Annotated in this window: 10 protein-coding genes and 2 pseudogenes; 8 read left to right on the forward strand and 4 right to left on the reverse strand. The window is 41.6% G+C overall.

Features of this window, described 5'->3' with window-relative positions; genetic code table 11:
• Nucleotides 1-23 precede the first annotated feature (23 nt).
• On the reverse strand, nucleotides 24-791 hold the full coding sequence (locus VRUMOI_RS02480; protein WP_231897481.1) for an ion transporter: 768 nt from the start codon (nucleotides 789-791) through the stop codon (nucleotides 24-26).
• Between the two features lie 131 nt (nucleotides 792-922).
• On the opposite strand from VRUMOI_RS02480, the gene glnE reads away from it, so the two are divergent.
• The gene (gene glnE, locus VRUMOI_RS02485) at nucleotides 923-3,769 is read left to right on the forward strand and encodes a bifunctional [glutamate--ammonia ligase]-adenylyl-L-tyrosine phosphorylase/[glutamate--ammonia-ligase] adenylyltransferase (protein WP_089138252.1); all 2,847 of its coding nucleotides are present in this window, start codon (nucleotides 923-925) and stop codon (nucleotides 3,767-3,769) included.
• A 112-nt stretch (nucleotides 3,770-3,881) separates the two neighbouring features.
• Nucleotides 3,882-5,312, forward strand: coding sequence for a bifunctional D-glycero-beta-D-manno-heptose-7-phosphate kinase/D-glycero-beta-D-manno-heptose 1-phosphate adenylyltransferase HldE (gene hldE / locus VRUMOI_RS02490; RefSeq protein ID WP_089138251.1), 1,431 nt, complete (start codon nucleotides 3,882-3,884; stop codon nucleotides 5,310-5,312).
• Between the two features lie 84 nt (nucleotides 5,313-5,396).
• On the opposite strand, the pseudogene VRUMOI_RS02495 reads toward hldE, so the two are convergent.
• Nucleotides 5,397-5,876 (reverse strand): annotated as a pseudogene (locus VRUMOI_RS02495) (IS3 family transposase); the annotation flags it as partial.
• An 87-nt stretch (nucleotides 5,877-5,963) separates the two neighbouring features.
• Between VRUMOI_RS02495 and VRUMOI_RS02500 the strand changes: the two are divergent.
• Nucleotides 5,964-6,986, forward strand: a complete 1,023-nt coding sequence (locus VRUMOI_RS02500; RefSeq protein ID WP_110410634.1) for an IS110 family RNA-guided transposase — start codon at nucleotides 5,964-5,966, stop codon at nucleotides 6,984-6,986.
• Nucleotides 6,987-7,241: 255 nt separating this feature from the next.
• Here the strand turns inward: VRUMOI_RS02500 and VRUMOI_RS02505 are convergent.
• Nucleotides 7,242-7,978: pseudogene (locus VRUMOI_RS02505) on the reverse strand (helix-turn-helix domain-containing protein); the annotation flags it as partial.
• Nucleotides 7,979-8,105: 127 nt separating this feature from the next.
• Nucleotides 8,106-9,452 carry an outer membrane channel protein TolC gene (gene tolC, locus VRUMOI_RS02510; protein WP_089139236.1) on the reverse strand — a complete coding sequence of 449 codons (1,347 nt, stop codon included), beginning with the start codon at nucleotides 9,450-9,452 and terminating at the stop codon, nucleotides 8,106-8,108.
• Nucleotides 9,453-9,683: 231 nt separating this feature from the next.
• On the opposite strand from tolC, the gene nudF reads away from it, so the two are divergent.
• The 5 genes from nudF to parE all read left to right on the forward strand — a co-directional run bounded on the left by nudF (nucleotide 9,684) and on the right by parE (nucleotide 14,456).
• Nucleotides 9,684-10,310 (forward strand): ADP-ribose diphosphatase, encoded by a 627-nt coding sequence (nudF, locus tag VRUMOI_RS02515; RefSeq protein ID WP_089139235.1) that lies wholly within the window; start codon nucleotides 9,684-9,686, stop codon nucleotides 10,308-10,310.
• Between the two features lie 34 nt (nucleotides 10,311-10,344).
• Nucleotides 10,345-10,731 carry a DUF1249 domain-containing protein gene (locus VRUMOI_RS02520; protein WP_162598384.1) on the forward strand — a complete coding sequence of 129 codons (387 nt, stop codon included), beginning with the start codon at nucleotides 10,345-10,347 and terminating at the stop codon, nucleotides 10,729-10,731.
• A gap of 52 nt (nucleotides 10,732-10,783) precedes the next feature.
• Nucleotides 10,784-11,608, forward strand: coding sequence for a 3',5'-cyclic-AMP phosphodiesterase (gene cpdA / locus VRUMOI_RS02525; RefSeq protein WP_089139233.1), 825 nt, complete (start codon nucleotides 10,784-10,786; stop codon nucleotides 11,606-11,608).
• A 115-nt stretch (nucleotides 11,609-11,723) separates the two neighbouring features.
• On the forward strand, nucleotides 11,724-12,311 hold the full coding sequence (gene yqiA, locus VRUMOI_RS02530; RefSeq protein WP_174208806.1) for an esterase YqiA: 588 nt from the start codon (nucleotides 11,724-11,726) through the stop codon (nucleotides 12,309-12,311).
• Between the two features lie 258 nt (nucleotides 12,312-12,569).
• Nucleotides 12,570-14,456: a DNA topoisomerase IV subunit B gene (parE, locus tag VRUMOI_RS02535; protein WP_089139232.1), complete on the forward strand. Its 1,887-nt coding sequence runs from the start codon at nucleotides 12,570-12,572 to the stop codon at nucleotides 14,454-14,456.
• The last annotated feature ends 20 nt before the right edge of the window (nucleotides 14,457-14,476 follow it).

Below are 14,476 nucleotides of genomic sequence, written 5' to 3' on the forward strand. Positions count from 1 at the left end.
TATGATCCCTTTTTTTATGTTTGTTATTCGACTTTTTTATCGTGCGGTTTTTGCGGTTGTAATTGCTGTTCTAGCTGATTAATTTTATCGAGCATAGTTTGTTGTTGAGTCAGGAGTTGCTGCAATATTTCGGTATGTTGAGATTCCTTTTGACTCGGAGAGGTTAAGATTGAGGTGATTAAACCAGAAATCATGCCGAAAATACCCACGCCACAAACAATCATAGCGGTCGCTAAAACTTTCCCTGCTAAAGTCACTGGATAGTGGTCACCATAACCAACGGTTGATATCGTGACCAAACTCCACCATAGCGCATCACTTGCCGTGTGGATATTGCTGTTAATGGCGTCTCTTTCAAACATCAACATAAAGATCGAGCCGCTGCAGACTAATATGATCAGCAACGTGAAAATGGTCGCTAGCGTGGCTTCTTTACGGTTTTGTTTTACTTGGTTGATAAACGTCGTGCCATATTTGAATAAAGCCAGCATACGGTAAATATGCCAAATTCGAGAAAGGCGTAAAATTTCAATACCAGGAACACTCGCCACGATATCTAACCAATGCGATTGTAAATAACGTAATTTGTGCTGAGCGCGGCAGCAGTCAATGACGATCTGGAGTAAAAATAACAGACAAATAGCGGTGTCTATACCTAATAATGTATGACGAGATTCTTTATCTTGTGGGTAGAGCAGAAGGTACATCACAATGCCAACCGAGATAAACGAAAGCAATAATGACATTAAACTCATTGGTTTAAAGTCAGAGTCGTTATGCACCTTAGCCATGGTGTGTCCTTATTAATTGATTTCTAACGCAGAATAAAACAAAGTAGAGCATTCAATGATGTGCTGAGCACTTTATCATGCACGAGATAAACGACCAACAATCAACAGACCGAATGGAACAAGGAGTTTCTATGAGTTTGCCTGCTTCATTACAAGCCCATTCTCAATTAGCCATGAATGCTTTAGTTGAACGTTGCCCAGACAGCTTAGCTCAATGGTCGAATGAACATAAACAGCAGCTTGAGAGAGTATTGGGCTTAAGTGATTTTATTGCCGAGTCCTTGGCTTGTGATGCTCAATTGGTCGAACAATTACCCCAACTGCTTACGGTCCCAAAACGAGTAGACTCTTATCGGCACGAGTTACAACAACGTTTATCTCAATGCACCAATGAAGTGGATTTCCTGCATCAGCTGCGTTTGTTTCGTCGTCAAGAAATGGTGATCATTGCTTGGCGTGACTTTTTGCAATTATGGCCATTAGAAACCAGTTTACAGCATCTCTCTATGTTAGCTGAGGCGATGATTGTTGAAGCCTATCAATGGCAATATAAAGTGTGCTGTGAAGAATGGGGTACACCATGTAATGCAGAGGGAGAAGCCCAACCTATGCTGATAATCGGGATGGGGAAACTTGGTGGCGGTGAACTGAACTTTTCTTCCGATATTGATCTTATTTTTACCTATCCAGAAAATGGGGAAACTCAAGGTAAGCGTCGTAGCTTGGACAATGCTCAATTCTTTACTCGTTTAGGTCAGCGAGTCATTAAAGCGCTCGATCAAACCACGTTAGATGGCTTTTGCTATCGCGTCGATATGCGATTACGTCCGTTTGGGGAAAGTGGTCCTCTCGTTATGAGTTTTGCGGCATTAGAGGATTATTACCAAGAGCAAGGGCGTGATTGGGAACGTTATGCGATGGTTAAAGCTCGCGTAATGGGATGTGAAATGTATCCACAATACCAAGAGTTACGTCAGATGCTAAGGCCGTTTGTATTTCGCCGTTATATTGATTTTAGTGCGATTCAATCTCTGCGCCGAATGAAATCTATGATTAGTGCGGAAGTGCGTCGTCGAGGGTTGAGTAACAACATTAAGCTTGGAGCGGGCGGCATTCGTGAAATTGAGTTTATTGTACAGGTTTTCCAGCTGATCCGAGGAGGCAGAGAACCTAGCTTGCAAGGACGAGGATTACTTGAAACCTTAACCGCCATTGATGAGCTTGGGTTGCTTGAGTCGCAAGAGGTGAGAACTTTACGTGAGTCTTACTTGTTTTTACGTCGCTTAGAAAATCTATTGCAAGCGATTGGTGATAAGCAAACCCAAACCTTACCCGATGATGAACTTGACCAACAACGCTTAGCCTTTGCTATGTCAGTACCTGATTGGGAGAGTTTGATCCATAGCGCGTTTCAGCATATGAACAATGTACATCAAATCTTTATTGACCTCATTGGGGAAGAGGAGGAGTCCGATAATTTGATAGCGCCATATTTTGTTGAAATGTGGGATATGGCTACAGAAGTGGATGTACTAGAAACTATTTTACAGCAAGATGTCGGCTCGGAACATGCGGCTTCCTTAGCGGACGTCATTGTGCGTTTTAAACAAGATCTTGCGAAAAAAACGCTGGGTCCACGCGGGCGAGAAGTGTTAGTTCGCTTGATGCCAAAAGTCTTCGATGCTGTTTTTTCCCATAAAGATGCGCAATTTGGTTTAGCGAGAGTACTGCATTTACTCAATAATATTGTGACTCGTACCACCTACCTTGAATTACTTGAAGAGCATCCTGGCGCTCTGAAGCAGCTGGTGCGCTTATGTACCGCAAGCCCTATGATTTCAGAGAAACTTGGCCGTTATCCAATTTTGCTCGATGAACTGATCGACCCACAACAATTGTATAACCCGATTGAACTGCATCAGTATCGTTCGGAGTTACGAGATTTTCTTGCTCGAATTCCAGAAGACGATATGGAGCAGCAAATGGAGGCACTGCGTCAGTTTAAACAAATTTGTATTTTACGTATTGCCGCTGCCGATATCGCCGGTGTGCTTCCTGTCATGAAAGTGAGTGATCACTTAACTTACTTGGCTGAGGCGATCGTCGACGCGGTGGTTCAACAAGCTTGGTTACAGTTAACCGAAAAATATGGAGAGCCAAGTCATTTGGCGGATAGAGAAGGCCGAGGTTTTGCCGTTATTGGATATGGCAAAGTAGGGGGATGGGAACTCGGTTATAACTCGGATCTTGATGTGGTGTTTTTGCATGATTGCCCAACCAATGTTTATACCACCGGCAAAAAAGAAATTGATGGACGCCAATTTTATTTAAGATTAGCGCAACGAATCGTTCACATCTTCTCCGTTCGAACACCATCTGGCATTTTATATGATATCGATACTCGATTGAGACCATCCGGCATTTCAGGATTACTGGCTTGTGCGACCGAAACCTTTGAAGAATATCAATTGCAACAAGCATGGACTTGGGAGCATCAAGCATTAGTGCGGGCTCGTATGATCTATGGTGATGCGCAATTGGCGGAAAGCTTCAAGCTCATACGTAATAAAGTGTTAACTCAAGAGAGAGCGTCAGAAAAGCTAAAGCAAGACGTCACTGAAATGAGAGAGAAAATGCGCGAACATTTAAGCGCGAAGAAGCCAGGTCGCTTTATGCTCAAGCAAGATAAAGGTGGCATTACCGATGTCGAGTTTTTAGTTCAATATCTCGTGTTGCAATATAGTCATGCTCATCAAGCACTGACGGTATGGTCGGATAATGTTCGTATTCTTGAAAAATCGGCTGAGCAAGGATTAATGAGTGCACAAGAGTCATTACAGTTAATCGACGCTTATACTTGCTTACGTGACGAGACTCATCATAGAAACTTATTAAATTTAGATGCTGACGTCGATGACACTCGTTTTATTGAACAGCGAGAGTGTGTTGTCGCCCAATGGCAGCGCTGGTTAGGTTAGTAAGGTAAGGCCGTTACTTGAATATAAGCCTGTGATATTATCGACATAATTACGTTAATTTTGACTTAATGATCGCAGATTTAACTCGACCATTAAGCGTGCGGAGAACTGTATGAAACCTATTTTGCCTGATTACGCCCAATCTGGTGTATTGATCATTGGTGATGTAATGCTAGACCGTTATTGGTATGGCCCAACAGGACGCATTTCGCCTGAAGCCCCTGTTCCGGTGGTTAAGATTGAGAATAATGAAGAACGACCAGGCGGTGCCGCGAACGTTGCCATGAACATTGCAGCATTAGGTGGTAATGCAAAACTAGTTGGTTTAACCGGTGATGATGAACCTGCTCAAGTGTTGAATCAAAAACTTTCATCGCTGAATGTTACCTGTGATTTCGTCACGGTACCCAATCTACCAACGATCACTAAGCTACGAGTGATGAGCCGTGGCCAACAGTTGATCCGTTTAGATTTTGAAGACAGCTTTGAAGATGTTGATTCACAGCCTTTGTTGGATCGTATGACGCAATATTTGCCTCAGGTGAAATCATTGATTTTATCGGATTATGGTAAAGGTGCGTTAGAGGACGTTCAAACCATGATCCAACAAGCAAAAGCGGCAAATGTTCCGGTGTTTATTGATCCGAAAGGCGCCGATTTTGAACGTTATCGTGGTGCAACATTATTAACGCCAAACTTATCTGAGTTTGAACTGGTGGTTGGAAAAACCAAGAACGAGCAAGATCTGGTTGAAAAAGGCCTAGCGTTAATTGAAAAGTTTGATTTTGAAGCTTTACTGGTGACTCGCAGTGAGCATGGTATGACATTACTGCGCCGTGGTGAAGAGCCATTCCATTTACCAACGCAAGCTCAAGAAGTGTTTGATGTGACCGGTGCTGGTGATACCGTTATTTCGGTATTAGCCGCTTCCGTTGCCGCAGGCAAAGATTTAAAAGAAGCGTGTGCATTAGCGAATGCTGCAGCTGGCGTGGTTGTTGGCAAACTAGGTACGTCAACGTTATCAACCATTGAACTGGCTGAAGCGATTCATGGTAGCAAAGATACCGATTATGGTGTGATTAGTGAGTCGGCTTTAATTGAAGCGGTAAAACGTGCGCGTGCCCGTGGTGAAAAAGTTGTCATGACCAATGGGTGTTTTGATATTTTGCACGCAGGACATGTGTCATATTTGAACAATGCTGCTGAGCTTGGTGATAAGTTAATTGTTGCCGTGAATACGGACGCCTCAGTTAAACGCCTTAAAGGTCCTGGCCGACCAGTGAACCCAACGGATCGTCGTATGGCAGTATTGGCAGGACTTGGTGCGGTTGATTGGGTGGTACCTTTTAGTGAAGACACGCCACAGCGCTTAATTGCCGAAGTATTACCAAGCATACTGGTTAAAGGTGGTGATTATAAACCTGAAGATATTGCTGGAGGCGAAGAAGTGATTGCCGCGGGTGGTGAAGTCAAAGTATTAAATTTTGAGGATGGTTGTTCAACATCAGAAATCATTAACGCCATTAAAGGCGGCAAGGGCTAATCGCTTTGGTGTTTTAAATAATAGCTACTATTTCATCTGTCTCGTCCTAAAATACGTTGACAGTTTTATACTAAGCCAACTGCGTTAGCCGTTGGCTTTTTCATGCACCTCATTCGGGGTTCTCATCCCAAGACTCAGGTGCGGTCTCATATTGTTATAGATGTTGATTGATTCCTTTACTAACTGCTTAAGCTCAACGATATCCTTACACTCATAAAGTAAAAATTCTTGTTTCAGGATGCCGTTTACTCTTTCTGCTAATGCATTCTGGTAGCAGTCATAACCATCCGTCATCGATGGCTTGATGGTTTCCTTTTTCAATCTGTCTTGGTAAACACCTGAGCAATATTGAAGCCCGCGATCTGAATGATGGATACACGAGCAACTATACTGACGTGTTTTTATCGCCATATCTAAAGCCTTTACAACATCCGTCGCTTTCATTTCATTGCTGAGCTCATAGCCCATAATTTTCCGACTAAAGGCGTCAGTAACTAACGAGAGATAATGCACGCCTTCATTAGATTGGACATAGGTTATGTCACTCACCAACACATCTTCGGGATAATGTAATGGACCCACCCTTTTATACGGCTTCGCAATGAGCCATGATGAAAGTGTCAAACTACATCAAATAAGGGCAGGTCCACTATGAAGATTACAACAGCTGGCTTGGATATAGCAAAAAATAAGTTTCATTTTTATGGTGTTAATCAAGTCGGGAAGAAAGTTAAAAAACGAGTGCTAACTCGTTCTGAAGTTCTTCCTTTCTTTAGCACATTAGAGCCAACATTGGTTGTCATTGAATCTTGTGGAAGTGCAAGCCATTGGGGAAGAAAACTCAAAGAGCTTGGTCATGAAGTAAAATTAATAGCACCACAATATGTGGTGCCTTATAGACGAAAAAATAAAAATGACTTCAATGATGCCGAAGCGATAGCGGAGGCGGCTCAACGAAGTAATATGACTTTTGTACCGATTAAGACAATAGAACAACAAGATGTTCAAATGCTACTGAGAGTACGTGACCGACATATTCAAAGTCGAACACAGCTCAGCAATCAAATCCGTGGCTTGCTCGCAGAATATGGATTAATTATCTCATCGGTGGGCAGAGCAGCCTTAAGGAAAGAATTGCCAGAGTTTTTAGAAGATGCTGAAAATGATTTAACCAGTACAAGTCGAGCCTTATTCTCTGAACTCTATGAAGAGCTCATACAGCTTGAATCTGTGATTAAAGAGTATGATAAAAAAGTCGAAGGCATGGTTAAATTAAATGATATCTGTCTTCGAGCCCAAACCGTTGTTGGTATAGGGCCTATCACCGCAGCGGCACTTTATGCTGCCATTGGAAATGGACATAATTTTTCAAATGGTCGCCATTTTTCAGCATGGTGCGGGTTGGTGCCTAAACAGCACTCAACTGGCGGAAAAAGCGTTTTGTTAGGGATAACGAAACGAGGTAATCCTTATTTACGCACTTTACTGAATCATGGTGCTCGAACGGTTTTAAAATATTGTGAAATGAAAGATGATAAATTGAGCCTATGGGCTCAAAGGCTTAAAAAAGAAAAGCATCACAACCAAGCCAGTATTGCAGTCGCAAATAAGTTAGCAAGAATCGTCTGGGCAGTAATCAGCAAGAATGAAAGCTATCAAGTCGATTACGTTTAAGAAGTAATAGAGTAAAACACTCACCATCAGTTGCGAAATGAGTTTGAATGGATAATAAACAGTTAAACTGAGCTACTTAAAAACTACCTGCGTCATAGGCTCTTAGAAGCCGTCGGGATGATAAAGTTAAGTAGCAGCAGATTGCATCCAGGCTATGGGATTAAAGCCCTATTAATAAGCCGAATATATGAAGGCAATAACTATTTTATTAAACGCTCAAAATCACTTGCAAACTGGGTGGGTCCATATATGACGAGGTTTATAGTCTTTAAGCAAGTTAGGATGTTTTTTCATCCAATGTCGACTATTGGTCGTCTTCGTAAAACTGCGCTTAGGCTTAACGAGAAGACGTTCGTCACGTAAGTAATCAAAGAGTGCATCTCTACCTAGTTTAATTCCTTCTTCTTGCAGCTTTGGTTTGAGTAAGGAATACAATTTTCTAGTACCTATTCGAGGCATATAGCGCCGAAGTTCTAAAACCATCTGCTTGATGGGGGTGAGCTCTACCTGACGGTGAGCTGCCCGCTTTTCTCTTTGATAAACGCTTTGTCTCGATATGCCGCACAACCTACAGACTCGAGCTAGGCTGAGCCCTTTCTTTTTTTGAAGGCTTCTTGCTCCTTGGCGATATACTTTTTTCTGAGGCTAGTCCCGTGCTCAGCATCAAGGATATCAACGACTTCATTTAAAAAGAGATTCTTTAGTCGTTCATCTTCCAATTCTTTTTCAAGTCGCTTAATTTTTTGAGCTGGAGATTCATTGGGTTTCGTTGTTTTATGCATGGCTTTCTTCCTTGGATTTTGCGTCCAGTCCATTTTTCCGAACTTTCTTAGCCAGGTTAAAACCGTTGAACGACCTTGAATGCCATAGATAGCTTGGGCTTGTTTATAAGTCATGTCGCCTTTTTCAACAGCATCGACAACCTGTAATTTAAAGCCTAGTGTGTAATCACGCTGAGTGCGCTTAACGTAGAGATTATGTGAAGTAGTCATAATTCGTCCTCAATGTGTAAACACATTTCAGGACGAGACAATCAATACAAAAACGCCACTTCAAAGCTGAAGTGGCGTTTTTGTATAAGCGAAAATCAAAACGACTCTGATGTTGTCCGTTCAGAGTTTATGATGGACGTTTAAGACCGGCATTGATATCGAGAATATCTTGCTCGGTTAATGTACCTACCGCTTGTTTTAGCTGAAGTACGCTGATGACATAGCTGTAACGCGCATCAGATAACTGGCGATTCGCATCGTATAAACGACGAGTTGAATCAAGAACATCCACAATCGTACGAGTACCGACTTCATAACCGGCTTCCGTTGCTTCTAATGCCGATTTAGCGGAAACAACAGATTGCTCGTAAGCTCGGATTGAACCAATCGATGCATTGATATTGTTGTAGTAAGCTCGAACATTTTTCACAACATTACGGTATGTTGCTTCCAATTGTTGGCTCGCTGATACGTATTGGTATTGGGCTGTTTTCACGTCAGCGTTAGTTGTACCACCTTGGTATAGTGGAACCACTAAATTTACACCGATGTTGTAATCATTGCTGGTGTAGTTTCTCGTTGCAGAGTGATCATCATGCTCATCAATATCTGAATATTGATAACCACCATCAAGCGTTAATGATGGGGTATAACCTGACTGCGCTAAAGAAATGTTGCTTTTGGCAATATCTTGAGAGATACGTGCAGTCAGTAAATCTAAGTTTTTCTGCTGTGCTTCATCAACCAATGCATTTTGGTCGGTTCGGGGTACATTCGCCGAGAAACGTTGTGTGTCTAATACGCTAAGATCTTTATGAGGTTGGCCAGTAATTTCACGCAACGCTTCATAGCTATTGGTGACATCATTTTTTGCCAAAATTTCATCGGCTAATACGCTGTCGTATTGTGCTTGAGCATCATGTACATCGGTGATAGCAGATAGACCTACTTCAAAACGTTGTTTAGTTTGTTCAAGTTGACGACCTACCGCTTTTTTCTCTGCTTGAATAAACGTCAGGTTGTCTTGCGCTTGTAACACGTCAAAGTATGCTTGTGATACACGCAAGATCATTGCTTGCTGTTCTGCTGCGTAAGCTGAATCTTGTTGGCGAGCATTTTGCTCTGCAATATCTAAGTTTACCCAGCTATCACGACGATATAATTCTTGAGAGACGTTAATACCAGCCGTGAATGCATTTTGTTCCGTTGCATTGTGAGAAATGCTGATAGGATCACTGTTATGAGCATTGATATTACGGTTGATGTTGTATCCTGCGGTCAAATTAATTTGAGGTAAAAGGTTACCGCGGCTTGATTCGATCGCTTCAAACGCTGCATCACGATCCGCTTTTGAGCGTAATAACTGAGGATCATTTTCTTTTGCTTGATTATAAATCTCTGCCAAATCATCAGCGTGCGCAAGGTGAATGCCACCCAGAGTAAGGCTAATGATAAGTGGAAGCAGTTTTTTCATGGTTCTTTTCCCGCTTATAAAATTAATAGACAACATGGCTTAGATTGTAACCTAAGTAGCTAAAATGTTATGCAAACTTTTACACTAATTTACCACTTACTGTCCGAATGGATAGTAAAGTAAGTTAAAATTCAAAAAAACTCAATATTTATCAAAAAAAATTATAGCAAAGCTTGTTGATTCATCACTATCATGATTAGATCAGCGATCCTATAAAAAAGATGAGTCATCATGAACTTTAAACCATTTAAGTCTCTTTTTCAGCCTGAAGATGTGCAATTAAAGAGTAAAGAAACGGTATTTGATGGTTTTTTTAAAGTGGTCAAATATACCTTTAAACATCGACTGTTCAACGGTGGGTGGAGTAAACCCGTCATTCGTGAAATGTTTGAAAGGGGGCATGCGGCGGCTTTACTTGCGTATGATCCTATTCGCGATCAAGTCGTATTAATTGAACAAATTCGGGTTGGTGCATTGGAACATGCTTCACCTTGGCAGTTAGAAATCATAGCTGGTATCAATGATAAACAAGAATCCCTAGAGCAAGTTGTTCGTCGTGAAGCGAAAGAAGAAGCAGGGATTGAAGTTGGAGAAATTGAGCATATTAGCCATTATTATCCGTCATCTGGCGGCTGTTCTGAAACTTTAGATGTATTCATTGGTCAAGTAGATGCCGCGTTAGCATCTGGTGTACATGGGATGGACGACGAAGATGAAGATATTCAAGTTCATGTGATGAGTCGTGAACAAGCTTATCAGCTGGTCGGGTCAGGTGTGATTGAAAATGGTGCCACTATTATTGCTCTATTATGGTTAGAGTTAAACCATCAGCAATTGAAGCTGCGTTGGAGTGAGTGAATATTTTCCAAGTGGTTTCAATTATTGATAAAAAATTGAAAGGTTACGAATGCAAAAAGAGTATCATGTTGATCTTGCTGGTTTAATGCGAGTTTATGAAACTAATTATGCCAAAATGAATTCCTTACTACCGATAGATCCTACGGTAGGGGATACTCGTTCGTATCAAGTTTCTCAAATGGCATATCAATTAGAGATAAAAGAGATCACTCGCTATACCACCTTGGTCGATGTTTGTCAGTGTGATGCTCGAGTTGCGGAAGTGTGTGCTAGTGAGCAGATTTCTAGAGTGGAAGCGCGTTATGATTATCCTAATAAAAGAATGATGCAAAAAGACGAAAAGTTTCAAGTAAACCAATTTCTTGGTGAGTGGTTAAGCTTTTGTTTAAGGCACGGAATTAGCCGAGCCCCAATTTATTAATATCAACAGCCGTATATTTGAGTTAGCAGCCTTGAAAAAAGATTTTCCCAACATGATTGAACCAAAACGTATTGAATCAAACTGTGACGATATTACCTTGGTTCAAATTACCGATACGCACCTTTTTGCTGATGACAAAGGGGAGTTGCTAGGGGTGAATACCTTGAGCAGCTTTTCTGCGGTTGTAACGGATATAGAAAAACAACCATTTGATTATGACGCTTTAATTATGACGGGCGATGTTTCTCAAGATCACACCGATGCATCTTATGCGCGTTTTGAGCAAGGCATTGCCCCTTTGAAAAAGCCTTGCTATTGGTTACCGGGTAATCATGATTATCAACCGAGTATGCAAAGTGTTTATCCTTCAACTCAAATCCAGCAAGATACTCATATTTTAGCGGGTAAACATTGGCAAATCATTTTATTAGATAGCCAAGCAGAAGGAAGCCCACATGGCTTTTTGAATCAACAACAATTGCAATTTTTATCGGATTGTTTATCTCAATATCCTGAGCGTTTTAGCCTAGTATTACTGCATCATCATCCATTGTTAGTCGGGAGTCAGTGGCTTGATCAGCATTGTTTACACAATAGTGATGAGTTTTGGCAAACACTACAGCCTTATCACAACGTAAAAGCAATCTTATGTGGTCATGTACATCAAAACTTCCATCAACTTCATCAACAAGTAGAAGTACTGACGAGCCCATCAACTTGTATTCAATTTAAGCCACAATCCAACGATTTTGCTTTAGACCGTGTTGCTCCTGGCTGGCGCAGTTTAGTACTGAAATCCAATGGCCAGCTTGAAACCCAAGTACATCGATTAGAAGGCGAAGTATTCCTTCCTAACTTTGAGGCTCAAGGGTATTAATACCGTTAGCATTCATTATTGTGGCCGGTATGATGGAATAAAAGGAAGTTTGGTAAGATGGCTTCAATATGCCAATTAGGTGTACAATGAACCTCAACAAAAGACTGAGGAGTGTATCGTGTCCAAACCTTCAATGTTGTTATATTTACATGGTTTTAATAGCTCACCCGGCTCTCATAAAGCCAATGTTATTCGCCAATACTGCCAGCAACATCGTCCCGATATTAAGCTAGAAATTCCGCAACTCCCTCACTTTCCAAAGCGTGCCGCTGATTACCTAGATGCCTTTGTGAGTAATCATCATCGAGATTATAAGATCGGTTTAGTCGGGAGCTCTCTTGGTGGGTATTTGTCTACATGGTTAAACGATAAATACGGCTGCCGCGCGGTGGTTGTGAATCCGGCGGTTCGTCCTTATGAATTATTGGTTGATTTCCTTGGCCAGCAAACGAATCCTTATACGCATCAAAATTATGTTTTAGAGACTAAACATATTTTAGAACTTAGAGCACTTGAGGTATTAGAGCTTAAAACCCCGCAAGATTTTTGGTTGTTACAACAAAAAGGGGATGAAATACTCGATTATCGCCAAGCGGTTGAGAAGTACCACGCCAGTCGCGCTACAATAGAAGCGGGAGGCGATCACAGCTTTGTTGATTTTGAACGTTACCCTCAACAAATCGTTGAATTTTTGCAACTCTAACTTTGCTAAGTGATGACAGTTTTAGTAAAAACGATCACTCAATAACGGTAAATATATCGCTGGGATTAACGTTAAAATAGACGTTTTTACGGCAAGAGTTGTAAGAGAATCCTTTAAAAAATTATAAAATCCTTCATTTCTCTGTGGCTTAACTTGACATTAGATGTGGGGATACAGAGTATGTTTCCAATAACATACAATGTGACATCGTTTGTATGCCAAAATGGCTACCATCTTTTTTGAGAATATCTTTTTATTATGACTGAACAATATAATGCTGGTGCGATTGAAGTCTTAAACGGGCTCGAACCGGTTCGCCGTCGCCCGGGAATGTATACCGATACCGTACGTCCAAACCATCTGGCGCAAGAAGTTATCGATAACAGTGTCGATGAAGCCTTAGCCGGTCATGCGTCTAAAGTGCAAGTGACCCTTCATGCTGACCAATCGATAGAAGTGACAGATGATGGTCGAGGCATGCCAGTCGATATTCACCCAGAAGAAAAAATATCAGGGGTGGAGCTGATTTTCTGTAAATTGCATGCTGGTGGTAAGTTCTCAAATAAAAACTACCAATTTTCTGGTGGTTTACATGGGGTAGGGATCTCCGTCGTAAATGCACTATCAAAACGAGTTGAAGTGACCATTAAGCGTGATGGTCAAGTCTATGAAATCGCGTTTGAAAACGGCAATAAAGTCTCAGAGCTGGAAGTGACTGGTACTTGTGGACGACGTAATACCGGAACCAGCGTTCATTTCTGGCCAGATACGTCCTATTTCGATTCTGGTAATTTCTCTGTTAGCCGCTTGGTGAATAATTTAAGAGCCAAAGCTGTGTTATGCCCAGGACTTGAAATTGAGTTTATCGATAAAGTTAACGATAAAACGCATAAATGGCTTTATGAAGATGGTCTGAAAGACTATTTAGTGGAAGGGGTTAAAGGCTTTCCTGTTTTACCTGAAGAACCATTTACTGGCGAGTTTATCGCGCAAACTGAAGCCGCTAACTGGGCGATTATTTGGTTACCTGAAGGTGGCGATTTAATTACCGAAAGTTATGTCAACCTGATCCCAACCGCTCAAGGTGGTACTCACGTTAATGGTTTACGCCAAGGTTTATTAGATGCGATGCGCGAGTTCTGTGAATTCCGTAATCTATTGCCTCGTGGCGTTAAATTAACCGGTGATGATATTTTTGACCGCTGTGCTTACGTGTTGTCAATTAAGATGCAAGACCCACAATTTGCAGGACAAACTAAAGAGCGCTTATCTTCTCGTCAATCGGCGGCATTTGTGTCTGGTGTGGTGAAAGATGCCTTTAGTTTATGGCTTAACGAGAAACCACAAATAGCAGAGTTACTTGCACAAAGTTGTATTGATAATGCTCATCGCCGTATGCGTGCCAGTAAAAAAGTGGTGCGTAAAAAAGTGGCGTCTGGGCCTGCGCTACCAGGTAAGTTAACCGATTGTTCGGTGCAAGATCTTAGCCGTACCGAGCTTTTCTTAGTGGAAGGGGACTCGGCGGGCGGCTCGGCCAAACAGGCTCGAGACCGTGAATTCCAAGCGATCATGCCATTGCGCGGCAAAATCTTAAATACTTGGGAAGTTTCTTCAGACCAAGTATTGGCGTCAGATGAAGTTCATAATATTTCAGTGGCGTTAGGTATTGATCCGGATAGCGATAGTCTTGATGGTTTACGTTACGGTAAGGTGTGTATTCTTGCCGATGCAGACTCCGATGGTTTGCATATCGCGACTTTATTATGTGCCTTATTTATGCGTCATTTTGAATCTTTGGTTCGTGCTGGCCATGTTTATGTTGCCATGCCGCCACTCTTCCGTATCGACTGTGGAAAAGAAGTCTTTTACGCTTTAGATGAATCAGAAAAAGATGGCATTTTAGAACGTTTAAGTAATAAGAAAGCTAAAATTAATGTTCAGCGATTCAAAGGTTTGGGTGAGATGAACCCATTACAATTACGAGAAACAACCATGGATCCAAACACTCGTCGTTTAGTGCAATTAACGATTGATGATGATGAGCAAACCATGGAAATGATGGATATGTTGCTAGGTAAAAAACGCGCAGAAGACCGTCGTAATTGGTTACAAGCATACGGCGATCAGGCTGATGTCGAACTATAAAATGGCTAGCGAATAAGAAA

This window comes from Vibrio rumoiensis, assembly GCF_002218045.2.
Lineage (GTDB): Bacteria > Pseudomonadota > Gammaproteobacteria > Enterobacterales > Vibrionaceae > Vibrio > Vibrio rumoiensis.